The organism is Corynebacterium lipophilum (assembly GCF_024102595.1).
In the GTDB taxonomy this organism is placed as follows: domain Bacteria; phylum Actinomycetota; class Actinomycetes; order Mycobacteriales; family Mycobacteriaceae; genus Corynebacterium; species Corynebacterium pseudogenitalium.
Genome location: NZ_JAEUWV010000002.1, coordinates 40,324 through 63,315 on the forward strand (window position 1 = coordinate 40,324; position 22,992 = coordinate 63,315).

The 22,992-nt window shown below is 62.8% G+C and carries 21 protein-coding genes; 12 read left to right on the top strand and 9 right to left on the bottom strand.

What is annotated here, in order from left to right; genetic code table 11:
• Nucleotides 1-17 precede the first annotated feature (17 nt).
• The 5 genes from JMN37_RS02070 (at nt 18) to JMN37_RS02090 (ending at nt 3,289) form a co-directional block, all read left to right on the top strand.
• Nucleotides 18-440, top strand: a complete 423-nt coding sequence (locus tag JMN37_RS02070) for a DoxX family protein (RefSeq protein WP_252930930.1) — start codon at nt 18-20, stop codon at nt 438-440.
• Between the two features lie 105 nt (nt 441-545).
• Nucleotides 546-2,072 carry an acyl-CoA carboxylase subunit beta gene (locus JMN37_RS02075; RefSeq protein WP_252930934.1) on the top strand — a complete coding sequence of 509 codons (1,527 nt, stop codon included), beginning with the start codon at nt 546-548 and terminating at the stop codon, nt 2,070-2,072.
• 15 nt (nt 2,073-2,087) lie between these two features.
• A complete protein-coding gene (locus tag JMN37_RS02080) occupies nt 2,088-2,291 on the top strand; it encodes an acyl-CoA carboxylase epsilon subunit (RefSeq protein WP_252930935.1) in 204 nt (67 codons plus the stop codon).
• A gap of 3 nt (nt 2,292-2,294) precedes the next feature.
• Complete coding sequence (locus JMN37_RS02085) at nt 2,295-2,888, top strand: Maf family protein (RefSeq protein ID WP_252930936.1); 594 nt, start codon at nt 2,295-2,297, stop codon at nt 2,886-2,888.
• Between the two features lie 5 nt (nt 2,889-2,893).
• Nucleotides 2,894-3,289, top strand: a complete 396-nt coding sequence (locus tag JMN37_RS02090) for a DUF3151 domain-containing protein (protein ID WP_252930938.1) — start codon at nt 2,894-2,896, stop codon at nt 3,287-3,289.
• Between the two features lie 38 nt (nt 3,290-3,327).
• On the opposite strand, the gene JMN37_RS02095 is transcribed toward JMN37_RS02090, so the two are convergent.
• Entirely contained in the window at nt 3,328-4,386 is a 1,059-nt protein-coding gene (locus tag JMN37_RS02095; protein WP_070975890.1) for a Cj0069 family protein, read from the bottom strand.
• A 295-nt stretch (nt 4,387-4,681) separates the two neighbouring features.
• Between JMN37_RS02095 and JMN37_RS02100 the strand changes: the two genes are divergently transcribed.
• The 5 genes from JMN37_RS02100 (at nt 4,682) to JMN37_RS02120 (ending at nt 9,692) form a co-directional block, all read left to right on the top strand.
• Nucleotides 4,682-5,548, top strand: a complete 867-nt coding sequence (locus JMN37_RS02100) for a sulfurtransferase (RefSeq protein ID WP_252930939.1) — start codon at nt 4,682-4,684, stop codon at nt 5,546-5,548.
• A gap of 346 nt (nt 5,549-5,894) precedes the next feature.
• The gene (locus tag JMN37_RS02105; protein WP_168156198.1) at nt 5,895-6,065 is read left to right on the top strand and encodes a hypothetical protein; all 171 of its coding nucleotides are present in this window, start codon (nt 5,895-5,897) and stop codon (nt 6,063-6,065) included.
• A 545-nt stretch (nt 6,066-6,610) separates the two neighbouring features.
• On the top strand, nt 6,611-7,294 hold the full coding sequence (locus JMN37_RS02110; RefSeq protein WP_252930941.1) for a hypothetical protein: 684 nt from the start codon (nt 6,611-6,613) through the stop codon (nt 7,292-7,294).
• A 157-nt stretch (nt 7,295-7,451) separates the two neighbouring features.
• Complete coding sequence (locus JMN37_RS02115; protein WP_370295863.1) at nt 7,452-9,203, top strand: acetyl/propionyl/methylcrotonyl-CoA carboxylase subunit alpha; 1,752 nt, start codon at nt 7,452-7,454, stop codon at nt 9,201-9,203.
• Between the two features lie 3 nt (nt 9,204-9,206).
• Complete coding sequence (locus JMN37_RS02120) at nt 9,207-9,692, top strand: GNAT family N-acetyltransferase (RefSeq protein WP_252930945.1); 486 nt, start codon at nt 9,207-9,209, stop codon at nt 9,690-9,692.
• Here JMN37_RS02120 and JMN37_RS02125 read toward each other — a convergent pair.
• Nucleotides 9,679-10,581 carry a chymotrypsin family serine protease gene (locus JMN37_RS02125; protein WP_252930946.1) on the bottom strand — a complete coding sequence of 301 codons (903 nt, stop codon included), beginning with the start codon at nt 10,579-10,581 and terminating at the stop codon, nt 9,679-9,681. The genes JMN37_RS02120 and JMN37_RS02125 overlap by 14 nt on opposite strands.
• A 64-nt stretch (nt 10,582-10,645) precedes the next feature.
• Here JMN37_RS02125 and JMN37_RS02130 point away from each other — a divergent pair, with 64 nt between their 5' ends.
• Complete coding sequence (locus tag JMN37_RS02130) at nt 10,646-11,143, top strand: GNAT family N-acetyltransferase (protein WP_070362988.1); 498 nt, start codon at nt 10,646-10,648, stop codon at nt 11,141-11,143.
• 17 nt (nt 11,144-11,160) lie between these two features.
• Here the strand turns inward: JMN37_RS02130 and JMN37_RS02135 are convergent, their stop codons facing one another.
• From JMN37_RS02135 to prpD, 4 genes are all read right to left on the bottom strand, one after another.
• Entirely contained in the window at nt 11,161-14,610 is a 3,450-nt protein-coding gene (locus tag JMN37_RS02135) for a pyruvate carboxylase (protein WP_246814898.1), read from the bottom strand.
• Nucleotides 14,611-14,804: 194 nt separating this feature from the next.
• Complete coding sequence (locus JMN37_RS02140; protein ID WP_070362990.1) at nt 14,805-15,965, bottom strand: bifunctional 2-methylcitrate synthase/citrate synthase; 1,161 nt, start codon at nt 15,963-15,965, stop codon at nt 14,805-14,807.
• Nucleotides 15,966-16,016: 51 nt separating this feature from the next.
• Nucleotides 16,017-16,937 (bottom strand): methylisocitrate lyase, encoded by a 921-nt coding sequence (gene prpB / locus JMN37_RS02145; protein WP_252930947.1) that lies wholly within the window; start codon nt 16,935-16,937, stop codon nt 16,017-16,019.
• A gap of 1 nt (nt 16,938) precedes the next feature.
• On the bottom strand, nt 16,939-18,450 hold the full coding sequence (prpD, locus tag JMN37_RS02150) for a 2-methylcitrate dehydratase PrpD (protein WP_252930948.1): 1,512 nt from the start codon (nt 18,448-18,450) through the stop codon (nt 16,939-16,941).
• A 187-nt stretch (nt 18,451-18,637) separates the two neighbouring features.
• Here prpD and JMN37_RS02155 point away from each other — a divergent pair, with 187 nt between their 5' ends.
• Nucleotides 18,638-19,948 (top strand): helix-turn-helix domain-containing protein, encoded by a 1,311-nt coding sequence (locus JMN37_RS02155; protein WP_252930949.1) that lies wholly within the window; start codon nt 18,638-18,640, stop codon nt 19,946-19,948.
• Here JMN37_RS02155 and JMN37_RS02160 read toward each other — a convergent pair.
• From JMN37_RS02160 to JMN37_RS02170, 3 genes are all read right to left on the bottom strand, one after another.
• Complete coding sequence (locus JMN37_RS02160) at nt 19,929-21,335, bottom strand: NAD(P)H-quinone dehydrogenase (protein WP_070362994.1); 1,407 nt, start codon at nt 21,333-21,335, stop codon at nt 19,929-19,931. The genes JMN37_RS02155 and JMN37_RS02160 overlap by 20 nt on opposite strands.
• Before the next feature lie 91 nt (nt 21,336-21,426).
• A complete protein-coding gene (locus tag JMN37_RS02165; protein ID WP_252930950.1) occupies nt 21,427-22,605 on the bottom strand; it encodes an amidohydrolase in 1,179 nt (392 codons plus the stop codon).
• 52 nt (nt 22,606-22,657) lie between these two features.
• Nucleotides 22,658-22,975 carry a helix-turn-helix domain-containing protein gene (locus tag JMN37_RS02170; RefSeq protein WP_252930951.1) on the bottom strand — a complete coding sequence of 106 codons (318 nt, stop codon included), beginning with the start codon at nt 22,973-22,975 and terminating at the stop codon, nt 22,658-22,660.
• Nucleotides 22,976-22,992: the final 17 nt, after the last annotated feature.

Sequence of the window (22,992 nt, forward strand, 5' to 3'; positions counted from 1 at the left end):
GCGCTACTGTTAGACACATGACGATTCAACGTTTCCTCCGCAAGGCACTCATCCCGACGTTCGGGGTGGCCGGCATCCTGCACTTCATCAAACCAGAACCTTTCGATTCGATCGTTCCCGAGTCCCTCCCAGGTGAGGCCCGGACGTATACCTACGCGTCCGGCGCCGCGGAGTTGGCAGCTGCTGTGCTGCTGGCCGCGCCCAAGCTTGGCCCGGCTTCGCACGCCGGGCACCAAAAACGTGCTCCGAAGCTGCGCAAACTCGGTGGCGGCTTCGCGGCAGCGCTCTTGCTGGCCGTGTGGCCTGCGAACTTCGAGATGGCCCGCCAGTGGCGCGATAGGCCATGGCAGAAGCAAGTGATCAGCATCGGTCGCCTGCCGCTGCAGCTGCCGCTGATCTCGGCTGCGTGGAGCATTTTCAAGGATCCAAGCATGCGATAGGCGCTGTGCAGATTCCGTGGCGGCGTCCTGGTGCCTGAAACATTAGGGCGGCGCCACGCGATTTATAATGTGGTTTTCTTTCCGTGCTAGTTAGACTGAGGCGATATGGGCGATAAATCTTCTTCCAAACCTGACATGTCGACGACTGCAGGCCGCATCCAAGATCTGCGCAACCGGCTCGATGAGGCCCGGGCACCGCTTGGCCAGGACGCGATCGACGCAGTCCACGAGGCCGGGGACCTCACCGCGCGTGAGCGCGTCGAGCGCCTCTTGGACGCGGGCTCATTCGTGGAGGTCGACGCGCTGGCGCGCCACCGCGTTGAGGCGTACAAGATGGACCGCACCAAGCCGTCGACGGACGGTGTCGTGGCGGGTTACGGCCTGATCGATGGGCGCCGCGTGTGCGTGTTCTCGCAGGACGCCACCATTTTCGACGGCGGCATCGGCGAGGTGTACGCCGAGAAGATCCTCAAGGTCTACGAGCTGGCTGCGAAGACTGGCGTGCCGGTGATCGGGTTCTACGACTCGCTCGGTCCGCGTTGGCAGGAGGGCGTCGTCACGGCGCACATGCAGGCGAAGATCCTGCGGGCCGCGACGCAGGCTTCTGGCCTGGTGCCACAGATCGCCGTCGTTGCCGGTGAGGTTGCAACGCTTGCTGCTACGACCGTTCCTCTGGCCGATATGCGCATCATGGTCGATGGCGCGAGCCTGCACCTGGCCGCGACCGACGTCGCATCGAAGGTCGCTGGTAGCGAGGTGACCGCGGAGCAGCTCGGCGGCGCGGACGTCCACGCCGCGACGACTGGTGTCGCAACCATCCGCGTGAGCACCGATGAGCAGGCCGTCGACAAGGTACGCAAGCTCGTGAGCTACCTGCCACTGAACAACCGCGCGACCGCTCCAGTCGCAGATGCCGCCGAGGGCGCGGACGCCAGCGTGCTCGATTCGCTCGTCCCGGATGAGGACGCCCAGCCATACGACATCACCACCGTCATCGAGACGATCACCGACGGCGACTTCTACGAGCTCGGCGCCGCCCACGCCGGCAACGTCGTCACCGGGTTTGCCCACATTGATGGTCGAGCGCTCGGCATCGTGGCAACGCAGCCAAGCGTGCTCGCCGGCTGCCTGAGCGCCGACGCCGCCCGAAAGGCCGCGCGCTTCATCCGCACCTGCGACGCCTTTAACCTGCCGCTGCTGCACATCGTGGACTGCCCAGGCTTCGTCCCGACCGTCGAGGAGGAGCAGGCAGGCGCACTGTCCGCGGCCTCCACCCTGGCGTACGCATTCGCTGAGGCCCAGGTGGGCACCATGACGGTTATCACGCGCAAGGCACTCGGTACCGCTTACTCGGTGCTCGGCTCGAAGGGCCTGGGCGCTGACTTGGTCTTCGCGTGGCCGACCGCGCAGATCGCGCTGGCTGACGCCCCGACGGCTGCTGAGGCGTTGGGCGTCGATACGCAGGCGTACGAGGAAGAAAACCTCAACCCCTACGTCGCTACCGAGCGCGGGCTTGTCGACGCCGTCATCGCGCCAAGCGACACCCGCGCCCAGCTCGTGGAGGGTCTGCGACTGCTGGAGCGCAAGGTTGTGTACCCGCCGCAGAAGAAGCACGGCAACCTGCCGCTGTAACCACGAAAGGAACGTATGTCTTCCCTCCCCTTCGACGTTGTGAAAGGCAACCCCTCCCCCGAGGAGGTCGAGGCGCTGCGCCTCGTGCTGGAGCAACTGCAGCAGCAGGCCCAGGCCGCGAAGCGCGGGGAGCGCAACGTGTGGGGCGTAGCGCCCTCACCGGTGCATGCGCCGACGCTGTTTAACCCGCTCGCGTTCTCCCCTTCGACGTACTCCTAAGCCATGCGGATTGTTCTCGCCTCACAGTCGCCGTCGCGCCGAATGTTGCTCGAGCAGGGCGGCGTCAAGCCTGTGCTTCGGCCCGCCAACATCGACGAGGATGCGGTGATCGCCTCGCTTGCCGACGCCCCACCAGCACACACCGTCGCCGCCCTCGCCCGCGCGAAGGCTGAGACCGTCGCCGGCGAGTTCCCTAATGACGTCGTGGTCGGCTGCGATTCCATGCTGCTTCTGGACGGCCAACTCCTCGGCAAGCCGCACACCGTGGAGGCCACGATCGAGCGCTGGCGTGCGCAACGCGGCAAGACCGCAGCGCTGCTCACCGGCCACGCTGTGGCCTACAACGGCGAGTGGGTCACGGACACCGTGCGCACCACCATCCGCTTCGGCGCGGCCAGCGACGCCGACATCGTGGCCTACGCCAACTCCGGCCAGCCCCTGCAGTGCGCGGGCGCGTTTACGCTCGAGGCGCTCGGCTCCTGGTTCATTGATTCCATCGATGGCGACCCAACCAGCGTCATCGGCTTGTCGATGCCGCTGCTGCGGCGCTGCCTCTATCACTTCGGACTGGACGCGTCGGAGTTCTGGGTATCCTAGTCGGCATGAAGTTCAACGACATGCTTGCCCCTGACCCGATCCACCTCCCAGAAGACCCAGCCACCGGCTGCGATCTGCTCGCCGACGCCACCGCCGTCACACACCCTGACTCCCCCGCCGTGTGGGCCGCCCGCGCCGAGCGCGAGCTGGCAGACGGCGACACGATCGTCGCCTACGCGTACGCCCGCACCGGCTACCACCGCTCGCTCGACCGGTTGCGCGCCAACGGCTGGAAGGGCTGGGGCCCGGTTCCGGCCTCACACGAGGCGAACGTGCCAGTGCTCAAGGCCATCGCTCAGCTCGCCCTGGCCTCCAAGGCCATTGGCGACGACGCCGAGTACGACCGCTGCCGCCAAATGCTTTCCGACGCCGACCCGGACAGCGTCGCTACGCTCCTCTAAACCCCGGTCGGCGCCATGGCGCCTATGGCTAAACGCGACTAGGCGAACTTCGCCTCGACGCGCTTGATTGCCTCCTGCGCAACGAGCTCCTGAATACCCATGTCGAGCTCGGAAGTGAAGCCGACGCAGGAGCAGTTGATCTCGCCGAGCACGTAGGTGTCCTCGCCGTTCTCGCCGTCGGCCAGCATGAAGTCCGCGGTCCAGACGAGCGGGATGTTGTCGCCGCCGAGGTTCTCGGCGATGACCGGGCGGGCCTCAGCGAACATGTCAATGAGTTCTTGCCATGCCTCTGGCTTGTCGTAGGTGTACGTCGCGCCGGAGAACAGGGTCGCGGAGAAGTTATCGCCGCCCTCTGCAGGCTTCTTGTGCACAACGAACACTGGGTGCGGTCCGACGAGCAGAATGCGGATCTCGCCCTCGACGATGCGTGGCATGAAGCGCATGTCCACCAGCATGCCGTTGTCGCCAACGATGTACTGGTTGCAGAAGGTCATGAACTCGCCGAGCTCACGCGTCTCGGTGTGGTTGTCGACGGCCTCGGTGCAGCGGATCTTGGTGTCCAGCGGCAGCGCGGTGCCCGGCTCGACGGAGGCCGCGAGGTCCTCGTCAGCGATACGGACGCGCCAGATGCCTTCACCAGTTGAGCCACGGTTCTGCTTCAGCACGCGCTCGCCGTAGGACAGGGACGTCGGGAAGGTCTCGTGGAACGTCTCGACGTCGTAGTACGCGGCGGTGTCGGACGGGACGAGGTCGGTGTCCTTCAGCTTCACCAGGGCGTCCTTCGCGCCGTAGGCCATCATCTCGCCCGGCGTGGACATGCCGACCAGGCCCGCAACAGAAAGGCTGGTGAGCAGGTCGAAGTAGCCCTTCTCACCGCCAGGGATGTTGCCTGGGTTTACGCGGGAAATGTAGCCGTCAAAGTTCTCGGAGACGTAGGTGTAGATCGCGTCTTTCCACTCGGGGCGGTAGAAGACAACTTCGGCGTGCCATCCCATAGCCTTGATCGCGTTGACGATCGGCATGGTGTCTTTCCGGTGTCCGTCGAAATACTTATCCGAGCCGCCCTCGACCTCGAATACGACGATAGCTTTATGCATGGGGCACCTTTCTAGTCATTGTCCCACCTTGTGGGTGGAAACGGGTGTCTGTATGTTCCAATTAGTAACTTTATTTGGCAGGATGAATTTTTCCGCACTCGCCTGGGAAAACGTGCCCAAGTTCACACCGCGTATAACCCCCGTGAATACACCCTGCGCACGCGAGTGACACCGCGCACACTGGACCCGTTTTTGCGGAATTTTGCGTCACCTATTTTCCTTGACATGTAGGGTGAGGGGCAGTAAGTAACTTCGCTCTGTGTTATTGGCCATTGCTATTGGAGGTTAACCCACCGTGGGCATCGAACTCGACGATCACTCGCAGTTTGCGAACTACGCACATCCGGAACGATTCGTGTCAGCCGCGTGGCTTTCTGCACGCTTGGGCATGCCGGGTCTGCGGGTGGTCGAAAGCGACGAGGACGCCTTCCTCTACGACATTGGGCACATCCCAGGCGCCGTCCGGATCGATTGGCACAACGACCTCAATGATCCTGTGCAGCGCGACTTTATCGACGGCGAGGCCTTCGCAGAACTCATGAGCGCGCGCGGCATCTCCCGCGACGATACCGTGGTGATCTACGGCGACCGCTCCAACTGGTGGGCCGCCTACACAGCGTGGGTCTTTGAGCTGTTCGGTCACCCGGATGTGCGCATCCTCGACGGCGGCCGCGACGCCTGGATGGGCGAAGAGCGCGATACCTCCTTCGCGGTGCCGGAGTATCCACGCACTGAGTACCCGGTAGTCGAGCGCCAGGACGCACCGCTTCGCACCTTCGCATCTGAGCTGCTGCAGGAAACCCCCGCCCAGCTTATCGACGCCCGCTCGCCCGAGCATTACGCAGGAACAGAGGCGGCCGCACAGGATGGTGGCGTCGATACTCTGCGCCACGGGCACATCCCCGGCGCAGTGAACGTGCCGTGGGGCAACTCCGTGTTCCCGAACGCGCGCCTCAAGGGCAGGGATGACATTGCGCACGTCTATAAAGACTTCGACCCAGCTGCACCGACTGTGGTCTACTGCCAGCTCGGCGAAAGCGCGGCCCATACCTGGTTCGTGCTGAAGCACGTGCTCGGCTTCGAGCAGGTTTCCCTGTACGACGGCTCGTGGGCGGAGTGGGGAAACATGGTGCGTGTGCCAGTGGAGCGCGGCGAACGCTAAGCCAGAACAGGTTGGCGGCCAGTCGCACCGGACTTCTAAGCACATATCAGGCAGGTGGCGGTGGCGTAGTCGCCGTCGTGGCTGAGCGAGAGTGATACGACCGGTCACGTCAAGCTTTGCGAGGACAGGGCGGACCACTTCCCAGCCCATCCCGTTTGTGGGGCTCAAATTTGCGTTGGGCGACGGACCTTTGCGTATCAAAAGAGCCAGAAGTCGTCGCCATCGGTGTCGCTGCCATCGATGCGCTTGATGACGCGCCCTTCCTAGGAAATAATGAGAATGACCTCGTCGATTCATTAATCAAGCAAATAACCAGGAGTTGGGACTCCGAGAGCAGGTGACATAAATGGAAAAGCGCCGTACCCCTAATCAAGAGTTTTACGTCCCAAAGACCAACGTTCCTCCGAACGCGGGCCAGATCGCCGCGGCCAAGCTCATCATGAAGCGCCACCGCGAGGGCAAAGGCCGTGTGGAGATCACACCGAAGATCCGTTACCTCGCGAACTACGGAGACTAATTCTGAGTCTCTCCTGCTCTCCAACCCATTGCCAGGTTGGCTGCCAGGAATCACTTTCCCCGTGTCTGCACCCCGCGGCTACGCATAGGATCGCGGCGTTGAGTGCGCACACAAGCTCGACGGTCACCGGCTGCCGGTCGTGTTTCGCACGCAGCGCAATTCGTGCAGCGTCCTGCAGGTCTTGGAGCAGCTGCAAGTCAGCCCGCGAGGCGATTCCGGCAGTGCTGCCATTTGCCAAGAACTCCTCAGTCGCAAGCCGTCTGGTACGGAGGTTGTCGAAAACCTTGCCCGCCGAATAGATCACTGAGGCAAAGTCGTCCATCCGTAGCATGCCTCGTAGTGTAACGCTGGGGTGCCACGTGGCGTCGGCAAGCAGGCACTTGGACGAGTGTCCTGTGTGTTCCGGCGCCAAGCACGAACCCCCTGGCACGCAGTAAGCGCTGGCTCGTCGACAAGCACAAACTGATAGTCTGTCGCCAAATGCTTTCCGACGCCGACCCAGGCAGCGTCGCCACACCCCTCTCATCTAACCCCAGGACGAAACCATGACACGCATGCTTTTCAACCGCGCATCAGCTGCCACTCTCGCGGTATTGGCACCACTGACCTTCACCGCGTGCAGCTCCGAAACAGACACACCACCCGTCATCACCATTACACAGACCACCGTGGTGGAAGAGCCCTCCTCCTCAGACACCCCTGACACCGCCTCATCGCCTGCCAAGCAGCCAGCGCAGCAGAACGATGCGGATGCGTGTGTCCAGCTACCCAATGATCCACGCGAGGCATACCCCTCCAACTCGACGCCCGGGCGCATGCCCGCTGATGATGGCAGCGACTTCAACTACTGGATCGAGGACATCGACAATCGCTACGACCCGTGTCAGCGTCTGAGCTGGATCATCTTCCGCGGCTCACTCGGGGACAAGGACCGCCCAGCTGGCACCGGCGCCTCCATTACCGACGGAGTAGCGTTCTATGTCGACGGCAAACCAATCAAAGAGATGAAGGCTTTCGACCGAGTCGACAGCATCACCCCACTCGGGGACGACAGCGCAATCTTCGAATGGTCGGAGCGCGGCAGGTCTACAGCCGAAGGGCTCGTCAACCACTACTCTGCCGAGCTTCGCGCCACCGACGAGGGCATAGCAGCGGTCTCGGGGGACGTCGAAAAGTTCCACGACCGCTGGAGCTCCTCCATCAGCTACCTGCTAGGCACGTATGATTAAGCGCGCCCCCGCGACGCGTTTCATGCACTCCTCGCTATGAGAATCGCTGGGACCTACCGGCAAGTAGTAACATAGGGTGGCAAAATCCGATATATTTCGGCAAAGCTCAGACTCTTTGAGAAAGACGGGATTTTTTGTGCCTATTCACAATCAGCAAGTGACCAAGGTGTTGGTTGCAAACCGCGGCGAGATCGCGGTGCGCATCATTCGTGCTGCCCAGGATGAAGGCATCGCATCCGTTGCGGTGTACGCAGACAGCGACGCGGCGGCACCATACGTCTCCCTTGCCGATGAAGCGTTCGCGCTTGGCGGCGAAACCGCCGCGGAAACGTACCTGGACATGAAGAAGCTGCTCAAAGCGGCGGCTGATTCGGGCGCGGACGCCGTTCACCCCGGCTACGGTTTCCTCGCGGAAAACGCTGAATTCGCACAGAAAGTTATCGACGCCGGTTTGACCTGGATCGGCCCCTCCCCCGAGGCTATCGCCACGCTGGGTGACAAGGTGGCGGCCCGTGCGATCGCCGAAGCTGTCGACGCCCCGATGGCCCCCGGCACGAAACATCCGGTCGCAGACGAACAGGAAGTCCTTGCGTTCGCAGATGAGCACGGCCTCCCGATCGCGATTAAGGCCGCCTACGGCGGTGGCGGGCGCGGCATGAAAGTCGCGCATACGCGGGAAGAAATCCCGGAGTTGTTCGAGTCCGCGACCCGTGAGGCCGTTGCCGCTTTCGGCCGCGGCGAGTGCTTTGTGGAGCGCTACCTGGATAAGGCTCGCCACGTTGAGGCGCAGGTGCTCGCGGACCAGCACGGCAACGTCGTGGTCGTGGGTACCCGCGACTGCTCACTGCAGCGCCGCTTCCAGAAGCTCATCGAGGAAGCCCCTGCACCGTTCCTCACCGATGAGCAGCGCGAGCGCATTGAGCGCTCCGCCGAGGCGATCTGTAAGGAAGCCGGCTACTCGGGCGCAGGCACCGTAGAGTACCTGGTTGGCGCTGACGGCCTGGTGTCTTTCTTGGAAGTCAACACGCGCCTCCAGGTGGAGCACCCGGTCACCGAGCTGACCACCGACCTGGACTTGGTACGCGAGCAGTTCCGTATCGCCCGTGGCGAGCAGCTCAGCATCACGGAGACCCCAACGCCGCGCGGGCACGCATTTGAGTTCCGCATCAACGGCGAGGACCCAACCATCAACTTCATGCCTTCTCCTGGCCCGATCAACGTCTACCGCGAGCCAGCCGGGCCCGGCGTGCGCGTGGACTCCGGCGTGCGCGAAGGTTCGGCGATTAACGGTCAGTTTGACTCGATGCTGGCCAAGCTGATCGTGTACGGCGCAACGCGCGAGGAAGCGCTGAATCGTGCCCGCCGCGCGCTTGCGGAATACGTCGTCGAGGGCATCCCGACCGTGATCCCCTTCCACCGCGCAATGGTCGAGCACGACGCCTTTATCGGCGACGGCACCTCGTTCGACGTCTACACTCGCTGGATCGAAGAGACCTGGGATGGCGAGATGCCAGCCGTCACCGCAGCTGATGGTGAAGGTGTGGAGGGCGAAGCAGGCGTCGATAAGCAGGTGTTTGCCGTGGAGGTTGACGGCCGCCGCATCGAGGTAGCCCTGCCTTCCGCACTCGTGCCCGGTGCGGGCCCTGCTCGCAAGCCGAAGAAGCGCCGCGCATCGGCCGCGAAGACCGCCGCATCCGGCGACGCCGTGACGGCGCCGATGCAGGGAACTTTAATCAAGGTCAACGTGGCAGAGGGCGACACCGTCGCTGAGGGCGACGTCCTCGTCGTGCTCGAGGCGATGAAGATGGAAAACCCGGTCAAGGCGCACAAGGATGGCGTCGTGACGGGCCTGGCCGCCGAGCAGGGCGCTCAAGCGGCCAAGGGCGCAACGCTCATGGAGTTGAAGTAGCCCATGGGCTTTCGTTTCCGCCGAGCCACCGAGTCCGACCGCACGTACCTCGAGCGCATTTACTTCCTCGCCGAGGCGCACGGTGATGAATCGAGCGAACTGTTCAGCGACTACCCCACCTACGCCGCAGGCTACATCGGCGACTGGGATCCGGAGCGCGACGGCGGCGTCATCGTCTACGACGCCCTCGGCGTACCGGCCGGGGCGATCTGGCTGCGGTTCTGGGAGGATGCCTCCGCCGTTGGGTGGGCTAACCTTGGGCCGGATATCCCCGAGTTCGCCATCGCGATTGAGGCCCGCGCGCAGGGCAAGGGCCTGTCACGCACGCTGATTGAGCAGGCTTGCGAGCTCGCGCGCGACAAGGGTGCGCGACAGCTCGCTTTATCTGTCGACGCCGACAACCCCAAAGCGCGCCACGTCTACGAGAAATTCGGCTTCCGGGATGTTGCCGATGCCCCACACCCGGGCACGATGGTTATTGACCTCTAGCCGCTGCGATTGAGCGCCACGATTCGACGATAGAGACGATGTCGGGTGCCGCGGCGACGAGTACGCCCAACACGATTGCCAGCACGACTGGCAACACACCGCGCACTGCGGAGTCATCCTCGGAGGACAGCGAGTCCAGGCGCTTGCCCAACTGCGCCCCTGCGTTCGCAGCCGTTTCTACTGGGCGCTTGGCGGTGTGCACCACGGGGCCGTCGATATGGAACCAGCGCTTGAGCACCTCGATTTCGTCATCGCTGCCGTAGTCGCGGCCGTCTTCCGGGTGAACCGCGCGGGAAAGCCCGCGCACGCCCGACGATGAGGAGATGTTGCTCACGCCCGAGTACGGCCCGATCATTCCTTTGCCTTCGACCCACACGGGTGCACCGGAGTCGCCTGCCTGGCCATCTGGGAGCGTGCTGAACACCGTGTTGCCGAGGCGCGCAGCGAACGAGCCGCAGCGCTTCGCCTTCGTCACCCCGCCGTATGTACACACCCGATCCTTCGAGGTCAGCGTCGCGTCCGGGGAAATAAGGGTGTCTCCGCTGAGCCAGTTCGGGCCGAGGGCCACGCCGTCGTCCCAGACCACCATGGCCCAGTCGTTCGCGGTGTAATCCTCCTCATCGCGGTACAACGGCGAAGGGATAAACGTTCCGGTGAGGCCTTCGGCCCCCTTGACGGTGACACGATCCCCGTTGCTTCCACAGTGGGCGCTGGTGTAGCTCACGCCCTGGTTTTTGTCATTCATCGCGACGGTGCATTTCACGTTGCTACCAACAACAATCAGACCCCCCTGCTGCACTACCGGCGCAGCGACCGCAGCCCCATGTGAGATGCCAAGGGCCAACGCCACAGTGACGGCCCCGATGCCGCGTGCAGTTCCTCCTCGCATAGGCCACAGGGTACCGCACGGCCCTGGCTGCGCCTATCCGTAGTAGTCGCGTTACAGTGGCACCATGACACAAAACAAGTCGTTTACTCTACGCCAAGCCACCGAATCAGACCGCATGTACCTGCAGCGCCTGAACTTTCTTGCGGACGTATTCGGCGATGAAACCGCGCCCGTCGGGCACGAGGAGCGCCTCGGGGTGACCGACTACGTGGACCATTGGGACCCGGAGCGCGACGGCGGCATTATCGCCTGCGATGAGTTCCGTACCCCCGCCGGTGGCGTGTGGCTGCGCTACTGGGATGACCCGGATGCAGGCCACGCAAACCTCGGCCCCGACGTGCCGGAGCTCGCCATCGCGGTGGAACGCCGCTTCGCAGGCCACCGGCTCGGCTCGAAACTGCTACGCGCAGTCATTGAGCTTGCAGCGCAACAAGGCGCGCCCCGCGTCGCTCTCTGGGTTGACCCAGACAACGAGCGTGCGCGCCACCGTTACGAGCAGTTCGGCTTCACCACGGTTGCCGACGTTGCCAATGTCATGGTGTTTGACTGCAACGTCGGCTAACTGCGGCGAGAAACCCTTTAGGAGATCACGACGACCAGGTCGCCGCCCTCCACCTTGGTTGCCTGCGTGAAGGCGACTCGCTCAATTGTGCCGTCCTTCGTCGCCGAGATCGCGGCCTCCATCTTCATCGCTTCGATAGAAGCAACCTGGTCGCCGGCCTTGACTTCGTCGCCAGGCTTGACGGTCACGTTCACCACACCAGCGAACGGTGCTGCAACGTGGCCTTCCTGTGCCGGATCAGCCTTCTCCACCTCGGCGACTGTGGACTCGGCGTTCTCGTCCCTGACCTGCATCGGACGGATCTGGCCGTTGACCGTCAGGATGACCTGGCGCATGCCCTTCTCATCGGGCTCGCCCACGGCGTCAAGGTTGACCACGAGCGGCGGCAGGTGATCCTCGAGCTCGCCGTACCAGATCATCGTCTCCTCACCCTCAACGAGGCCGTAGAAGAAAGTGCGGTCCGACAGGTGGTCCGTGATGCCGTAGGTGCGGCGGTGCTCCAGGAACTCCTTGTACTGCTTCGGGAACAGCAGCTGGTCCAGCGCAGCACGGCGCGTCACGTGCTCCTCGGAATCAAGGTCACCAGCGAGCTCTTCCGGCACGTCCACCGTGTGGTCGACTTCCTGGCGGTCCTCGAGCGCCTTGTCGCGCAGCAGCGGCCAGCCACCTGGAGGCGTACCCAGTTCACCCTGCAGGAAGCCGATGACGGACTCAGGGATGTCGTACTTGCGCGGGTTCTCCGCGAAGTCCTTCGGGTCCACGCCCGCACCCACCAGGTGCAGCGCAAGGTCACCCACAACCTTCGACGACGGCGTGACCTTTGTCGGGCGGCCGAGGATCTCGTTCACCGCGGCATAGTAGTCCTCGATGAGCTCGAAGCGGTTGCCCAGGCCCAGCGCCTTCGCCTGCGTACGCAGGTTGGAAAGCTGACCGCCCGGGATTTCGTGCTTGTACACGCGACCGGTCGGGCCAGGAATACCAGATTCAAACGGAGCGTAGACCTGGCGTACGGCCTCCCAGTACGGCTCGAGGTCGCTGACAGCCTGCAGGTCAATGCCGGTGTCACGCTCGGTGTTCGCGAAGGCAGCAACGAGTGCGGACAGCGACGGCTGCGAGGTGGTACCCGCCAGCGGTGCCGACGCCACATCCACAATGTCCGCGCCAGCATTTGCGGCCGCCAGGTAGGTCGCTAGCTGGCCGCCAGCCGTGTCGTGGGTGTGCACGTGAACAGGCAGGTCGAAGCGCTCGCGCAGCGCCTTGACCAGTTTCGCGGCAGCGCCCGGACGCATCAGGCCGGCCATATCCTTGATCGCCAGGACGTGCGCGCCGGCGTCGACAATCTCTTCGGCCAGACGCAGGTAGTAGTCCAGCGTGTAGATGTCCTCGGCGGGGTCGAGCAGGTTGCCCGAGTACGCCATCGCAACCTCGGCGACGGTGGTGTTGGTCTCCAGAACAGCCTCGATAGCGGGGCGCATCTGGGAAACGTCGTTGAGGGCGTCGAAGATGCGGAAGATATCAATGCCTGACGACGCCGCCTCGTTCACGAACGCCTTAGTCACCGAATCCGGGTATGGGGTGTAGCCCACGGTGTTGCGGCCGCGCAGCAGCATCTGGATATTCACGTTCGGGATGGCTTCACGCAGGGCGTCGAGACGCATCCACGGAGACTCGTGCAGGAAGCGCATGCCCACGTCGTAGGTGGCGCCGCCCCACGCCTCTACAGAGGCGAGCTGTGGCGTCATGTGGCCGACGTGCTTCGCCGCAGCAACCAGCGTGTTCGTACGGATGCGGGTTGCCAGCAGCGACTGGTGCGCATCGCGGAACGTCGTCTCGGTCACGCCAAGCGCTGTCTGGTTGCGGATCTTTTCCGCCCACTTCGTCGGGCCGAGCTCCAACAGGTCGTCGCGGGAGCCGCGCGGCAGGTCGCCGTAGTCGAACTCCGGCAGCTTCTTTGAAGGACGAATCGAGGTCGGGCGCGGGCCGTTTGGCTTATTGACGGTCACGTTCGCCAGGTAGTCGAGGATCTTGCCGGCATCGTCAGCCGCGGCAGGAGCCTCAAGCAAGAACGGGTGATCGTTGATAAAGCCGGTGTTGATGCGCTTGAAGCGGAAGTCCTCGTCGGACAGCAGCGCGCGCAGGAAGCCAATATTGGTGGAGACACCGGTGACGGTGAACTCGTTGAGTGCGCGCAGTGCGCGGTCGACGGCAACCTGGAAGTTACGGCCACGGCACGTCATCTTCACAAGCAGGGAGTCGAAGTTCGGGGTGATCTCGGTACCGACGTTTGCGGAGCCGTCGAGACGCACACCCGCACCGCCTGGGGAGCTGTAGCCGGTGATCACACCGGAGTCCGGACGGAACCCGTTGTTCGGGTCCTCCGTGGTGATACGGCACTGCAGCGCGGCACCGTTCATCTCGATGAGGTCCTGGGTCAGGTGCACGTCCTCGAGCTTCGCGCCCGCAGCGATGTACATCTGGTTCTTCACGATGTCCACGCCGGTGATTTCCTCGGTGACGGTATGCTCCACCTGGACACGCGGGTTCATCTCAATGAAGACGTGGTTGCCCTGCTCGTCAACGAGGAACTCGACGGTACCGGCGCCCTCGTAGTTGATCTCCTTACAGAAGTTCACCGCGTCCTGGCAGATGCGTTCACGCTGTTCCTGCGTGATGTGCTGTGCCGGAGCGATCTCGACGACCTTCTGGTGACGGCGCTGCAGCGAGCAGTCACGCTCGAACAGGTGCACCACGTTGCCGTAGGAGTCCGCCATGATCTGCACCTCAATGTGCTGCGGGCGGATGACCGCGCGCTCGAGGTACACGTGGCCGTCGCCAAACGCTGCCTCCGCCTCGCGGGATGCCTCTGCTGCGAGGCGCTCGACATCTTCGATCTTCTCGATGAAGCGCATACCACGCCCGCCACCACCGGCGACTGCCTTGACGAAGACCGGGAAGGTGAATTCCTTCGCAATCTCGGCAAGCTCCGCCGGGTCAGTTGACGGCTCGGAGTCCTTCAACGTCGGCAGCCCGGCGCGCTCAGCAGCGTGCACAGCGGCCGCCTTGTCACCAGTCAGCTCAAGCGCCTCTGGGCTTGGGCCGATGAACTTAATGCCGTTGTCGCGGCAAGCGCGCGCAAGGTCTGCGCGCTCCGAGAGGAACCCATAGCCCGGGTAAATTGCATCGGCGCCGGTCTCTTTCGCCGCACGGATAATTTCGTCGATGTCCAGGTACGCCTTGACTGGCTGGCCCTCAACACCAATTCGTACGGCTTCGTCGGCGAACGGTCGGTGGTAGGACTTTCGATCCTCGCGCGGGTACACCGCGACGGTTTTTGCGCCAGTCTCAAATGCTGCGCGGAAGGCACGAACCGCGATTTCGCCACGGTTTGCTACCAAAATCTTTTTGAATGCCGGGAGGTCATTCAGGGGGAGCTGCTCCATCGATGCAATCCTTCCATACTGTGACATGCGTGACAGTTTGAATGTTATTTGGTTGGCCTGACAATCCTAACGCAGGTCGGCGCCACACCACGGGAAAATGCACAATTGCATCTGTTCCCACAGCGATTACCCCCCAAGTTGGGGTCAATGGTCAACGAGTTTCTGTAAAGCAAAACAAAACGGATGGTCCGACCCAAAGGCAGACCACCCGTCGTTCTGGCTTACTGCGGCTGGTAGGTGCCGTCCAGGTGACGCTCCTCCGGGCCGTTGTACGCGGACAGTGGGCGAATCAGCGAGTTGTTCTCGTACTGCTCAATGATGTGCGCGGTCCAGCCGGTGATGCGGCTCATCACGAACAACGGCGTGAAGAACTCGATGTCAAAGCCCAGGATGTAGTAGGACGGGCCGGACGGGAAGTCAAGGTTCGGGCGGATGTTGATGGACGTGTTCTCGTACATCGTCTTCGCCATGATGTCGTAGATTTCCACCCACTTCTCGGCACCCTGGTCCTTGTGCTCCGCGGCAAGCTTCTTGAACGCGGCCTCCATGGTCGGCACGCGCGAGTCGCCCTTCTTATACACGCGGTGGCCGAAGCCCATGACGAGCTCCTTGTTCTTCAGCTTGTTCAGGCACCACTGCTCCGCGTTGGCTGGGTCGTCAATTTCCTTCATGTGGTGCATGACGAACTCGTTCGCGCCACCGTGCAGCGGGCCCTTCAGGGCGCCGATAGCCGCGGTGATCGCAGACCAGGCATCGGACTGCGTCGAGGTCACCGTGCGGGCGGTGAACGTGGAGGCGTTGAAGGAGTGCTCCGCGTAGAGAATCATGGTCTTCTCAAACGCCTCGATATCCGACGGGATGGTAGCCGGGGAGCCTTCCTCGTCACCGAAGACCATCCAGAGGAAGTTCTCTGAGAAGCCCTTGTCCTTGCTCGGGGCGATGTAGCCCTTGCCCTGGCGGCGGCGAATGTCGGTGGCCACGATGGTCGGCAGCTTCGCCAACAGCTCGGTACCGATCTTGCGGATGTGGTCAGCATCCGGGGTGAACTTGTACTCGTCGCGGGTGCCCAGGAAGGACACTGCGGTGCGCAGCACGTCCATCGGGTGGCAGTCCTTCGGCAGGTAGTTAATGACCTGGATGAGCTCCTCATCGATGTCGCGGTTGTTCATACATCCGAGGCGGAACTCCTCCGCGCCCGACTTGTCTGGCAGCTCGCCGTGCCAAAGCAGGTACGCAACCTCTTCGAAGGTGCAGTGCTCTGCCAGCTCGTGGACCGGGTAACCGTAGTACAGCAGGGAGTTCGTCTCAGGGTTGACCTTGGAGATTGCGGTGTAGTCCGCAACGACGCCAGCGAGGCCCTTCTTGATTTCTTGAGTGGTCATGGGATGAAGTCCTTTCAGGATAGGGATTGGGTTAGGGATGCGGGATAGGGATTACTCGAATGTGGACGAGTAGGTGTCCTTGGAATATGTGAAGACGGACTGGTCGAACTGGTTGAAGTCTTCGTACTTGACCAGCTCGTATAGGCGGGACCTGTGCTGCATGCGGTCCAACCACGGCTCCTGCGTGCCGGTTTCCGCGATGTCGCGGAGCATGGCCTCGGTCTGCCCCATTGCGAGGCGGAACGTGGTCACCGGCCAAATCACCGCGTTATAGCCGAGGTCCTGCAAGGTTCCGGCGGAGAGCAGCTTGGTCTTACCGAACTCCGTCATGTTCGCCAGCAGCGGGATATCGACGGCCTTGCGGAAGGTCTCGAAGTCCTTCTCGGTATAGAGTGCCTCCGTAAAGATAAGGTCCGCGCCGGCATCTGCGTAAGCCTTGGCCCGCTCGATTGCGGAGTCGATGCCCTCGATGCCAGCCGCGTCGGTACGCGCACAGATGACGAATGCATCGTCGTGGCGCTCCTTTACTGCGGCGCTGATGCGTCGCACCATCAGGTCACGCGGCACTACTTCCTTGCCGTCGAGGTGCCCGCAGCGCTTCGGGTTCACCTGGTCCTCCAGGTGCAGCGAGGCAAGCCCCGCGGCCTCGAACTCAGCCACGGTGCGTGCTGCGGACATCGGTTCGCCGAAGCCGGTGTCGGCGTCGATAAGCACTGGAAGGTTCGTAGCGCGAGCGATGTGCCCGCCGCGCTGCGCGACCTCCGTCAGTGTGGTCAGCCCAATATCCGGCAGGCCTAGGTCGTTGGCGAGTACCGCGCCGGAGACGTAGACACCTTCGAAGCCACCGATGTCCTCGATGAGCCGAGCCGTCAGCGGATTGAACGCGCCGGGCAGTTTTGTAATTTCGGTGGACTCGAGTGAGGCCCGCAGCGCCAGTCGGCGCTCATTTGGCGTTGTATCAGGAACAAACATCTTAGAAAATCCCTCCTGGGATCTGAGGAGCATTGGCTTGCGCGTCCGCGTTCACCTTGATGTTGAGCTTGCTCAAGTCGGTGAGCTGCTCGAGGTTCTGCACGTCTTCAAGGAAACGGTCCTGCTCTTCCTTATCGACGATCCCCTCCGCCAGCGTGCGGAACTTCTGGATGTACTGCTCACGGGCAAACGGGCGTGCCCCCAGTGGGTGAGCGTCCGCCACGGCCATCTCATCCTCGATGACGGTGCCGTCATTGAAGGTGATGACGGCCTTTGCGCCGAACGCCTTCTCGGCCGGATCCTGCGAGTGGTAGCGACGCGTCCACTCCGGGTCCTCCACCGTGGAGATCTTGTGCCACAGCGTGATCGTCTCAGGGCGATTCACACGCTCAGGAGCGTAGGAATCGACGTGGTGCCACGTGCCGTCCTCGAGCGCTACGGCGAAGATGTACATGATCGAGTGGTCGAGGGTCTCGCGAGACGCCTTCGGATCCATCTTCTGCGGGTCGTTCGCGCCGGTGCCGATGACGTAGTGCGTGTGGTGCGAGGTGTGCAGCACGATCGACTCAATATCGGCGGTGGACTTACCGGCATCCGCGATGGTCTGCTTCATGCGACGCGCCAGGTCGATTGGGGCCTGCGACTGGTACTCAGCCGAATGCTCCTTGGTGTAGGTATCCAGGATTGCGCGCTTTGCCTCACCGTCTGCAGGCAGTGGCACCACGTAGGTGCGTTCTGGGGAATGCAGCATCCAGGCGATGAAGCCGTCCTCGCCCTCCCAAATCGGAGCGGGTGCACCCTCGCCGCGCATCGCGCGGTCGACGGCCTCGATGCCCATCTTGCCGGCGAATGCCGGGGCGGACGCCTTCCAAGAAGAGATGAGGCCCTTGCGGGACTGGCGCGTCGCCGTCGTAGTGTGCAGCGCCTGGCCAACCGCCTGGTAGATGGTGTCAATGTCCAGGTTCAGCATGGTGCCCAGACCCGCCGCAACAGATGGGCCGAGGTGCGCCACGTGGTCAATCTTCCACTCGTGCAGGCAAATACCCTTGACCAGGTTGACCTGGATCTCGTAGCCGGTCGCGATACCACGGATCAGCGCCTTACCGTCGAGGCCCTTGTGCTGTGCTACTGCAAGGATCGGCGGAATGTTGTCGCCCGGGTGGGAGTACTCCGCCGCGAGGAAGGTGTCGTGGAAGTCCAGCTCGCGGACCGCTGTACCGTTGGCGAATGCGGCCCACTCTGCGGAGTAGGAGCCGTCGACACCAAAAATCTGCGCACCGCCTTCGGATACTGGATGTGCCTCCGCCATCACGCGAGCGGTCGCGACTGGGCGGCGACCGTAGGAAGCGACGGCGACCGACGCATTGTCGATAATGCGGTTGATGATCATCTCAGTCGTATCAGCTGGAACCTCTACCGGGTCTGCTGCAACCTTGGCGATCTTGTATGCGAGGTGCTCTTCAATCGGGAAATCTTCTGCCGAACGGTGCGTGCGCACGTTGTGTTCGATCATCTTGGCTCCTTCGTCTTCGTTGTAGTTCCGCTACCGCGAAACCTCGTTGATGTTGCAGCTCATACTAGGGAGCCAAATGTGATGCGGGCCATGATTTTCGCATGTAAACTTCTGCGTACAAATTCTGCTACTTGTGCAAATTCTGTTAACTACGCAGTACACGCATACAAAATGGGAGAAAGGTACGATGGCAAAGCTGTACGCGGGGGCAAAGATACAGACGCTCCGCCATGAACTCGAACTCACACAAGGCGAAATGGCCCGCCGCATAGACATCTCAACGAGCTACCTCAACCAGCTCGAAAACGACCAGCGTCCACTCACCGTCAGCGTGCTCCTCCAACTCACCCACGCGTTTCAGCTCTCCACCACTTTCTTCTCCCCCGATGAAGACCAACGCGTGGTCAACGAGCTTTCCGAGCTACTCCCCGACGTCCCACAGCCGAAACTGCACGAGTTCGCACAGCGCTTCCCCGACATCGCCAACTCTCTCAGGGTGCTGCCTTCACCCGAGGCCACCGACTCCGAACACCCCCACGCACTCGTGCGTGAATTCTTCCAGAACCACAAGAACTACTTCCACGAGCTCGACGTTGCTGCCGAGCAGCTCGCAGCGCACGCCGCGAACCGGCAACTGCGACTGACACGCCTCGCGGCAACCTTCGACAGGGAATACGGCATCCAAGTGCGCTTCAACCAATACGCCCACGGCCCCCGCTCGACCCTGCAGCACGACCAGCGCGAGATCCGCCTACGCACCGGACTCACCGAGTCCCAGCAGTGCTTTGAACTCGCCTACCACTACGGCCGCACCGCCTTCGCAGAGCTCATCGACGAGTACGTCCGCGACACTTTCGACGAATCGACACAGCCCGAGCCCGTCCAGCTCGCGCGCCACGGGCTGGCGCAGTACTTCGCCGCCGCTGTCACCATGCCCTACGCGGAGCTCCTCCAAGCTGCCGAAGAAACCCGCTACGACATCGACGTCATCTCCGCGCGCTTCGGCACTGGTTTCGAGTCAACCTGCCAGCGCCTCGCGACGTTGCAGCGCCCCGGCGCAGAGGCGATTCCGTTCGTCTTCGTGCGCACCGACCGGGCAGGCAACATATCGAAGCGGCAGTCATCGACAGCCTTCCACTTCTCGCGCCACGGTGGGGGCTGCCCGTTGTGGGTCGTGCACCGCGCGTTTGAAACTTCGAATAGAGTGACGCGTCAGGTCGCCGTCATGCCGGACGGCCGGACCTACCTATGGATTGCGCGGATGGTGCAGGGCCCCGTCGTAGGATTCGACTCCCCGCGCCGGGAGCACGCGGTGGTGCTGGGCTGCGATATCGCGTTCGCCCAACGCATGATCTACGCCGACGGACTGAACATCTCCCCCGAATCGGCAACAAAAATCGGCCCCGGCTGCGCTACCTGCCCACGAACATCCTGTCCGCAGCGAGCGTTTCCGGGGCCGCCTAGTTCTAGCCCGAGCGCTAGTCCAGATCGGACTTAGCAATCAGCCTGCGTGCCGCCTCTGTAATCGAACCGGACAGGGACGGGTACACCGCCATCGAGTTCGCCAGCTGACGCACAGTCAGGTCGTTGGCTACCGCGATGGTCAGCGACAGAATCAGTTCGGAGGCAGTCGGTGCGACAATCACGCCACCGAGTACCTGGCCGGAGCCCTTGCGGGCGAAGATCTTCACAAAACCGTGCTGGAGGGAACGCATCTTTGCGCGAGGGTTCGTGGACAGGTCCAGTTTGTAGATGTCCGCGTCAACCTCGCCGTCGGTGATCTGCTGCTGCGTCACACCAACCGCGGCGATCTCCGGGCGGGTAAAGACCGCGTTGCCCACCGTCTTCAGGCGTACCGGTGACACGCCCTCGCCCAGCGCGTGGTCGACCGCAATGCGTCCCTGCTGCGCCGCGACCGATGCCAGCGGCATCAGGTCGCTGCAGTCACCCGCAGCGTAAATACCTGCAACGTTGGTACGCGACACGCGGTCAACAATGATGTGGCCCGACGGGGCGACTTCCACACCGGCCGCCTCCAGGTTGAGGTCCGCCGTGTTCGGAATCGAACCAATGGACATCATCACGTGCGAACCGGCGATCTCGCGCCCGTCCGTCGTGCGCACAACCACGCCGTCGCCGGTGTTCGTCACCGACTCCACGCGAGCGTGTTTCTCCAAGTGGACGCCACGGCCCGCGAGCACCTCCTCGAGCACGTCAGCGGCATCGGCGTCATCGTGCGGCAGGATGCGGTCACGCGAAGCAACCATGGTCACCTCGACGCCCAGCTCAGCGAACGCAGAAACAAACTCAGCACCGGTCACACCGGAACCAACCACGATCAGGTGCGTCGGCATCTCCTGCAGGCTGTACATCTGACGCCAGTTCAGGATGCGCTCGCCGTCCGGCTCAGCGCCCGGCAGCACGCGCGGGTTCGCGCCGGTGCACACCAGCACCATGTCGCAATCAATAATCTCGGTGTCTTTACCCTCGCAGTGCACCTCCACGCGGTGCGTGGTGTGACCGTGCTGTTGGTCCGTAAAACGAGCGCGCCCCTGGATAAGGCGCACGCCGCGCTGCTCCAACTGCTTAGCGATGTCACTGGACTGCTTATCAGCCAGCGCGATCACGCGTGCGTTCAGGGCGGTCAGCGAAAGCTGGGCTTCCCCAAGCCCGTGGTTGAGCCCCATGTCGTCTGCACGGCGAAGGTCCGTCTTAATGTTGGCGCCGGCGATAAAGCTCTTCGAAGGAACAACGTCCTTGCGGATAGCGGAGCCGCCCAAACCATTGTCTTCCACAATGGTGATATCGGCCCCGTACTTTGATGCAACCAGCGCAGCCTCGTAACCAGCTGGCCCTCCGCCAATGATGACGATCTTCTTCGACACCTACATACTCCTCAACGGTCTTCGTCGTTCGCACAAATACCTGGCTAGTCTACACGGCCGCCCATGGCTTCGTTACCAACCAAAAGTTGCACTAGCTGAGGTTTTCGGCGTACTTTTCGACGACCCCTCCGAACAAACGCACCCCAACTTCAAGTGCTCGCTCATCAATATCAAGGTTGCCTTGGTGCAGGTCCTGCATCTCTCCCTCACCGCTCCAGGCACCGAGCCGGAACATCGACCCGGGGACGTGCTCCAGGTACCAAGAGAAGTCCTCCCCGCCCGAGGACTGCGGCGCGGTCACCACCGCGTGCGGGTCAATCCTGCGTCCTGCCTGCACCCCGATCGCCGTCGCGGCGTCGTCGTTGAGCACCGGTGGCACGCCCCGCATGTAGTCGAGGTGGTACGTGCACCCGGTCGGTGCGACGACGAGGTCAATCAGGTCAGTGACCAGATCTTCGAGGATCCGCCACGTCCCGATATCCGCTGTCCGCAACGTGCCCAGTAGCTCGCCTGTCTTCGGGATCGCGTTCGCCGCGTCGCCCGACTCGACGTGCCCGAACACCAACACCGTGCCCGTACGTGGGTCGACCCGGCGCGACAGCAGCGCCGGCAACTGCGTAATCAGCGCCCCAAGCGCGTAGACCACGTCCGCCGAAAGCTGCGGGCGAGAGGTGTGGCCGCCAGGCCCGTTGACCGTAATGCGCAGCACGTCCGACGCCGAGGTAATAGCGCCCGTGCGCACACCGATCTGGCCTACGCGCAGTTTCGGTTCGGCGTGGAGGGCGTAAATGCTCGCGACATCCTGCAGCGCGCCCCACTCGATCACGTCGAGCGCACCGCCGTTCATCACCTCTTCCGCCGGCTGGAAGATGATGCGTACGCCGAGCGGCAGCTGGACCGTCGATAAGGCGCACGCCAGCGCGAGCACCACCGTCGTATGCACGTCGTGGCCGCACGAGTGGGAAACGCCCGGGTGCTGGGATGCGAACGGCAAACCGGTTTGCTCCGGCACTTTCAGAGCGTCGATGTCGCCGCGGAACGCGAGCCGCTTGCCGTCTTTTGGGCCCAGGTCGACGTAGAGTCCCGTGCCGGGAAAGAGGACGGGCTCAAGACCGTGCTCACGCAGCACCTTCGCAATGAACTCGGTAGTGGCGAACTCTTGGTTGGAAAGCTCCGGGTAGGAGTGGAAGTGACGACGCCACTCCACCATTGTCAAGTGATGTTCCTTCACCCATTGGTCTACCGCGCGCGCAATTCCTCCGGCCGTCATCGTGTATGTTCACCCTTCACCCAGCATTTGTGCGCGTGGCTCCCACTGCGCCTTATTGTGGCAATGATTCTACGCTCATCTCCGCCGAATCTTGCGACTGGTCATGTTCGTCCACCTGCCCCTCGTCCGCTGGAAGCAGCTGCAGGGGCGAAACATCGAGCGCGGCAGCGATCCGGTAGATCGTCGAAAGCGTGGGGTCAGCAGCCCTATTCCTGTTGTAGCTATTGCGCTCCAGGTTAGAGAGCAGCGAACGAGAGATCCCCGCCCGCTCCGCCAGGTACGCCTGCGATAGCCCCTGCATTGTTCGCAGCGCGCGGATCTTCTCCCCTAACGCAAACGCGTAGCTGGCCCAGTACTGGTCCGAATCCACGTCCGAAAAACGTGCGC

What these genes read in the sequence shown, in the direction of transcription:
- JMN37_RS02070 (WP_252930930.1), top strand. Translation starts at nt 18, where the DNA reads ATGACGATTCAACGTTTCCTCCGCAAGGCACTCATCCCGACGTTCGGG.
- JMN37_RS02110 (WP_252930941.1), top strand. Translation starts at nt 6,611, where the DNA reads ATGACACGCATGCTTTTCAACCGCGCATCAGCTGCCACTCTCGCGGTA.
- JMN37_RS02165 (WP_252930950.1), bottom strand. Translation starts at nt 22,605, where the DNA reads ATGACGGCCGGAGGAATTGCGCGCGCGGTAGACCAATGGGTGAAGGAA.
- prpB (WP_252930947.1), bottom strand. Translation starts at nt 16,937, where the DNA reads ATGTTTGTTCCTGATACAACGCCAAATGAGCGCCGACTGGCGCTGCGG.
- JMN37_RS02130 (WP_070362988.1), top strand. Translation starts at nt 10,646, where the DNA reads ATGACACAAAACAAGTCGTTTACTCTACGCCAAGCCACCGAATCAGAC.
- JMN37_RS02135 (WP_246814898.1), bottom strand. Translation starts at nt 14,610, where the DNA reads ATGTCACAGTATGGAAGGATTGCATCGATGGAGCAGCTCCCCCTGAAT.
- prpD (WP_252930948.1), bottom strand. Translation starts at nt 18,450, where the DNA reads ATGATCGAACACAACGTGCGCACGCACCGTTCGGCAGAAGATTTCCCG.
- JMN37_RS02155 (WP_252930949.1), top strand. Translation starts at nt 18,638, where the DNA reads ATGGCAAAGCTGTACGCGGGGGCAAAGATACAGACGCTCCGCCATGAA.
- JMN37_RS02090 (WP_252930938.1), top strand. Translation starts at nt 2,894, where the DNA reads ATGAAGTTCAACGACATGCTTGCCCCTGACCCGATCCACCTCCCAGAA.
- JMN37_RS02085 (WP_252930936.1), top strand. Translation starts at nt 2,295, where the DNA reads ATGCGGATTGTTCTCGCCTCACAGTCGCCGTCGCGCCGAATGTTGCTC.
- JMN37_RS02095 (WP_070975890.1), bottom strand. Translation starts at nt 4,386, where the DNA reads ATGCATAAAGCTATCGTCGTATTCGAGGTCGAGGGCGGCTCGGATAAG.
- JMN37_RS02105 (WP_168156198.1), top strand. Translation starts at nt 5,895, where the DNA reads ATGGAAAAGCGCCGTACCCCTAATCAAGAGTTTTACGTCCCAAAGACC.
- JMN37_RS02125 (WP_252930946.1), bottom strand. Translation starts at nt 10,581, where the DNA reads ATGCGAGGAGGAACTGCACGCGGCATCGGGGCCGTCACTGTGGCGTTG.
- JMN37_RS02140 (WP_070362990.1), bottom strand. Translation starts at nt 15,965, where the DNA reads ATGACCACTCAAGAAATCAAGAAGGGCCTCGCTGGCGTCGTTGCGGAC.
- JMN37_RS02080 (WP_252930935.1), top strand. Translation starts at nt 2,088, where the DNA reads ATGTCTTCCCTCCCCTTCGACGTTGTGAAAGGCAACCCCTCCCCCGAG.
- JMN37_RS02075 (WP_252930934.1), top strand. Translation starts at nt 546, where the DNA reads ATGGGCGATAAATCTTCTTCCAAACCTGACATGTCGACGACTGCAGGC.
- JMN37_RS02120 (WP_252930945.1), top strand. Translation starts at nt 9,207, where the DNA reads ATGGGCTTTCGTTTCCGCCGAGCCACCGAGTCCGACCGCACGTACCTC.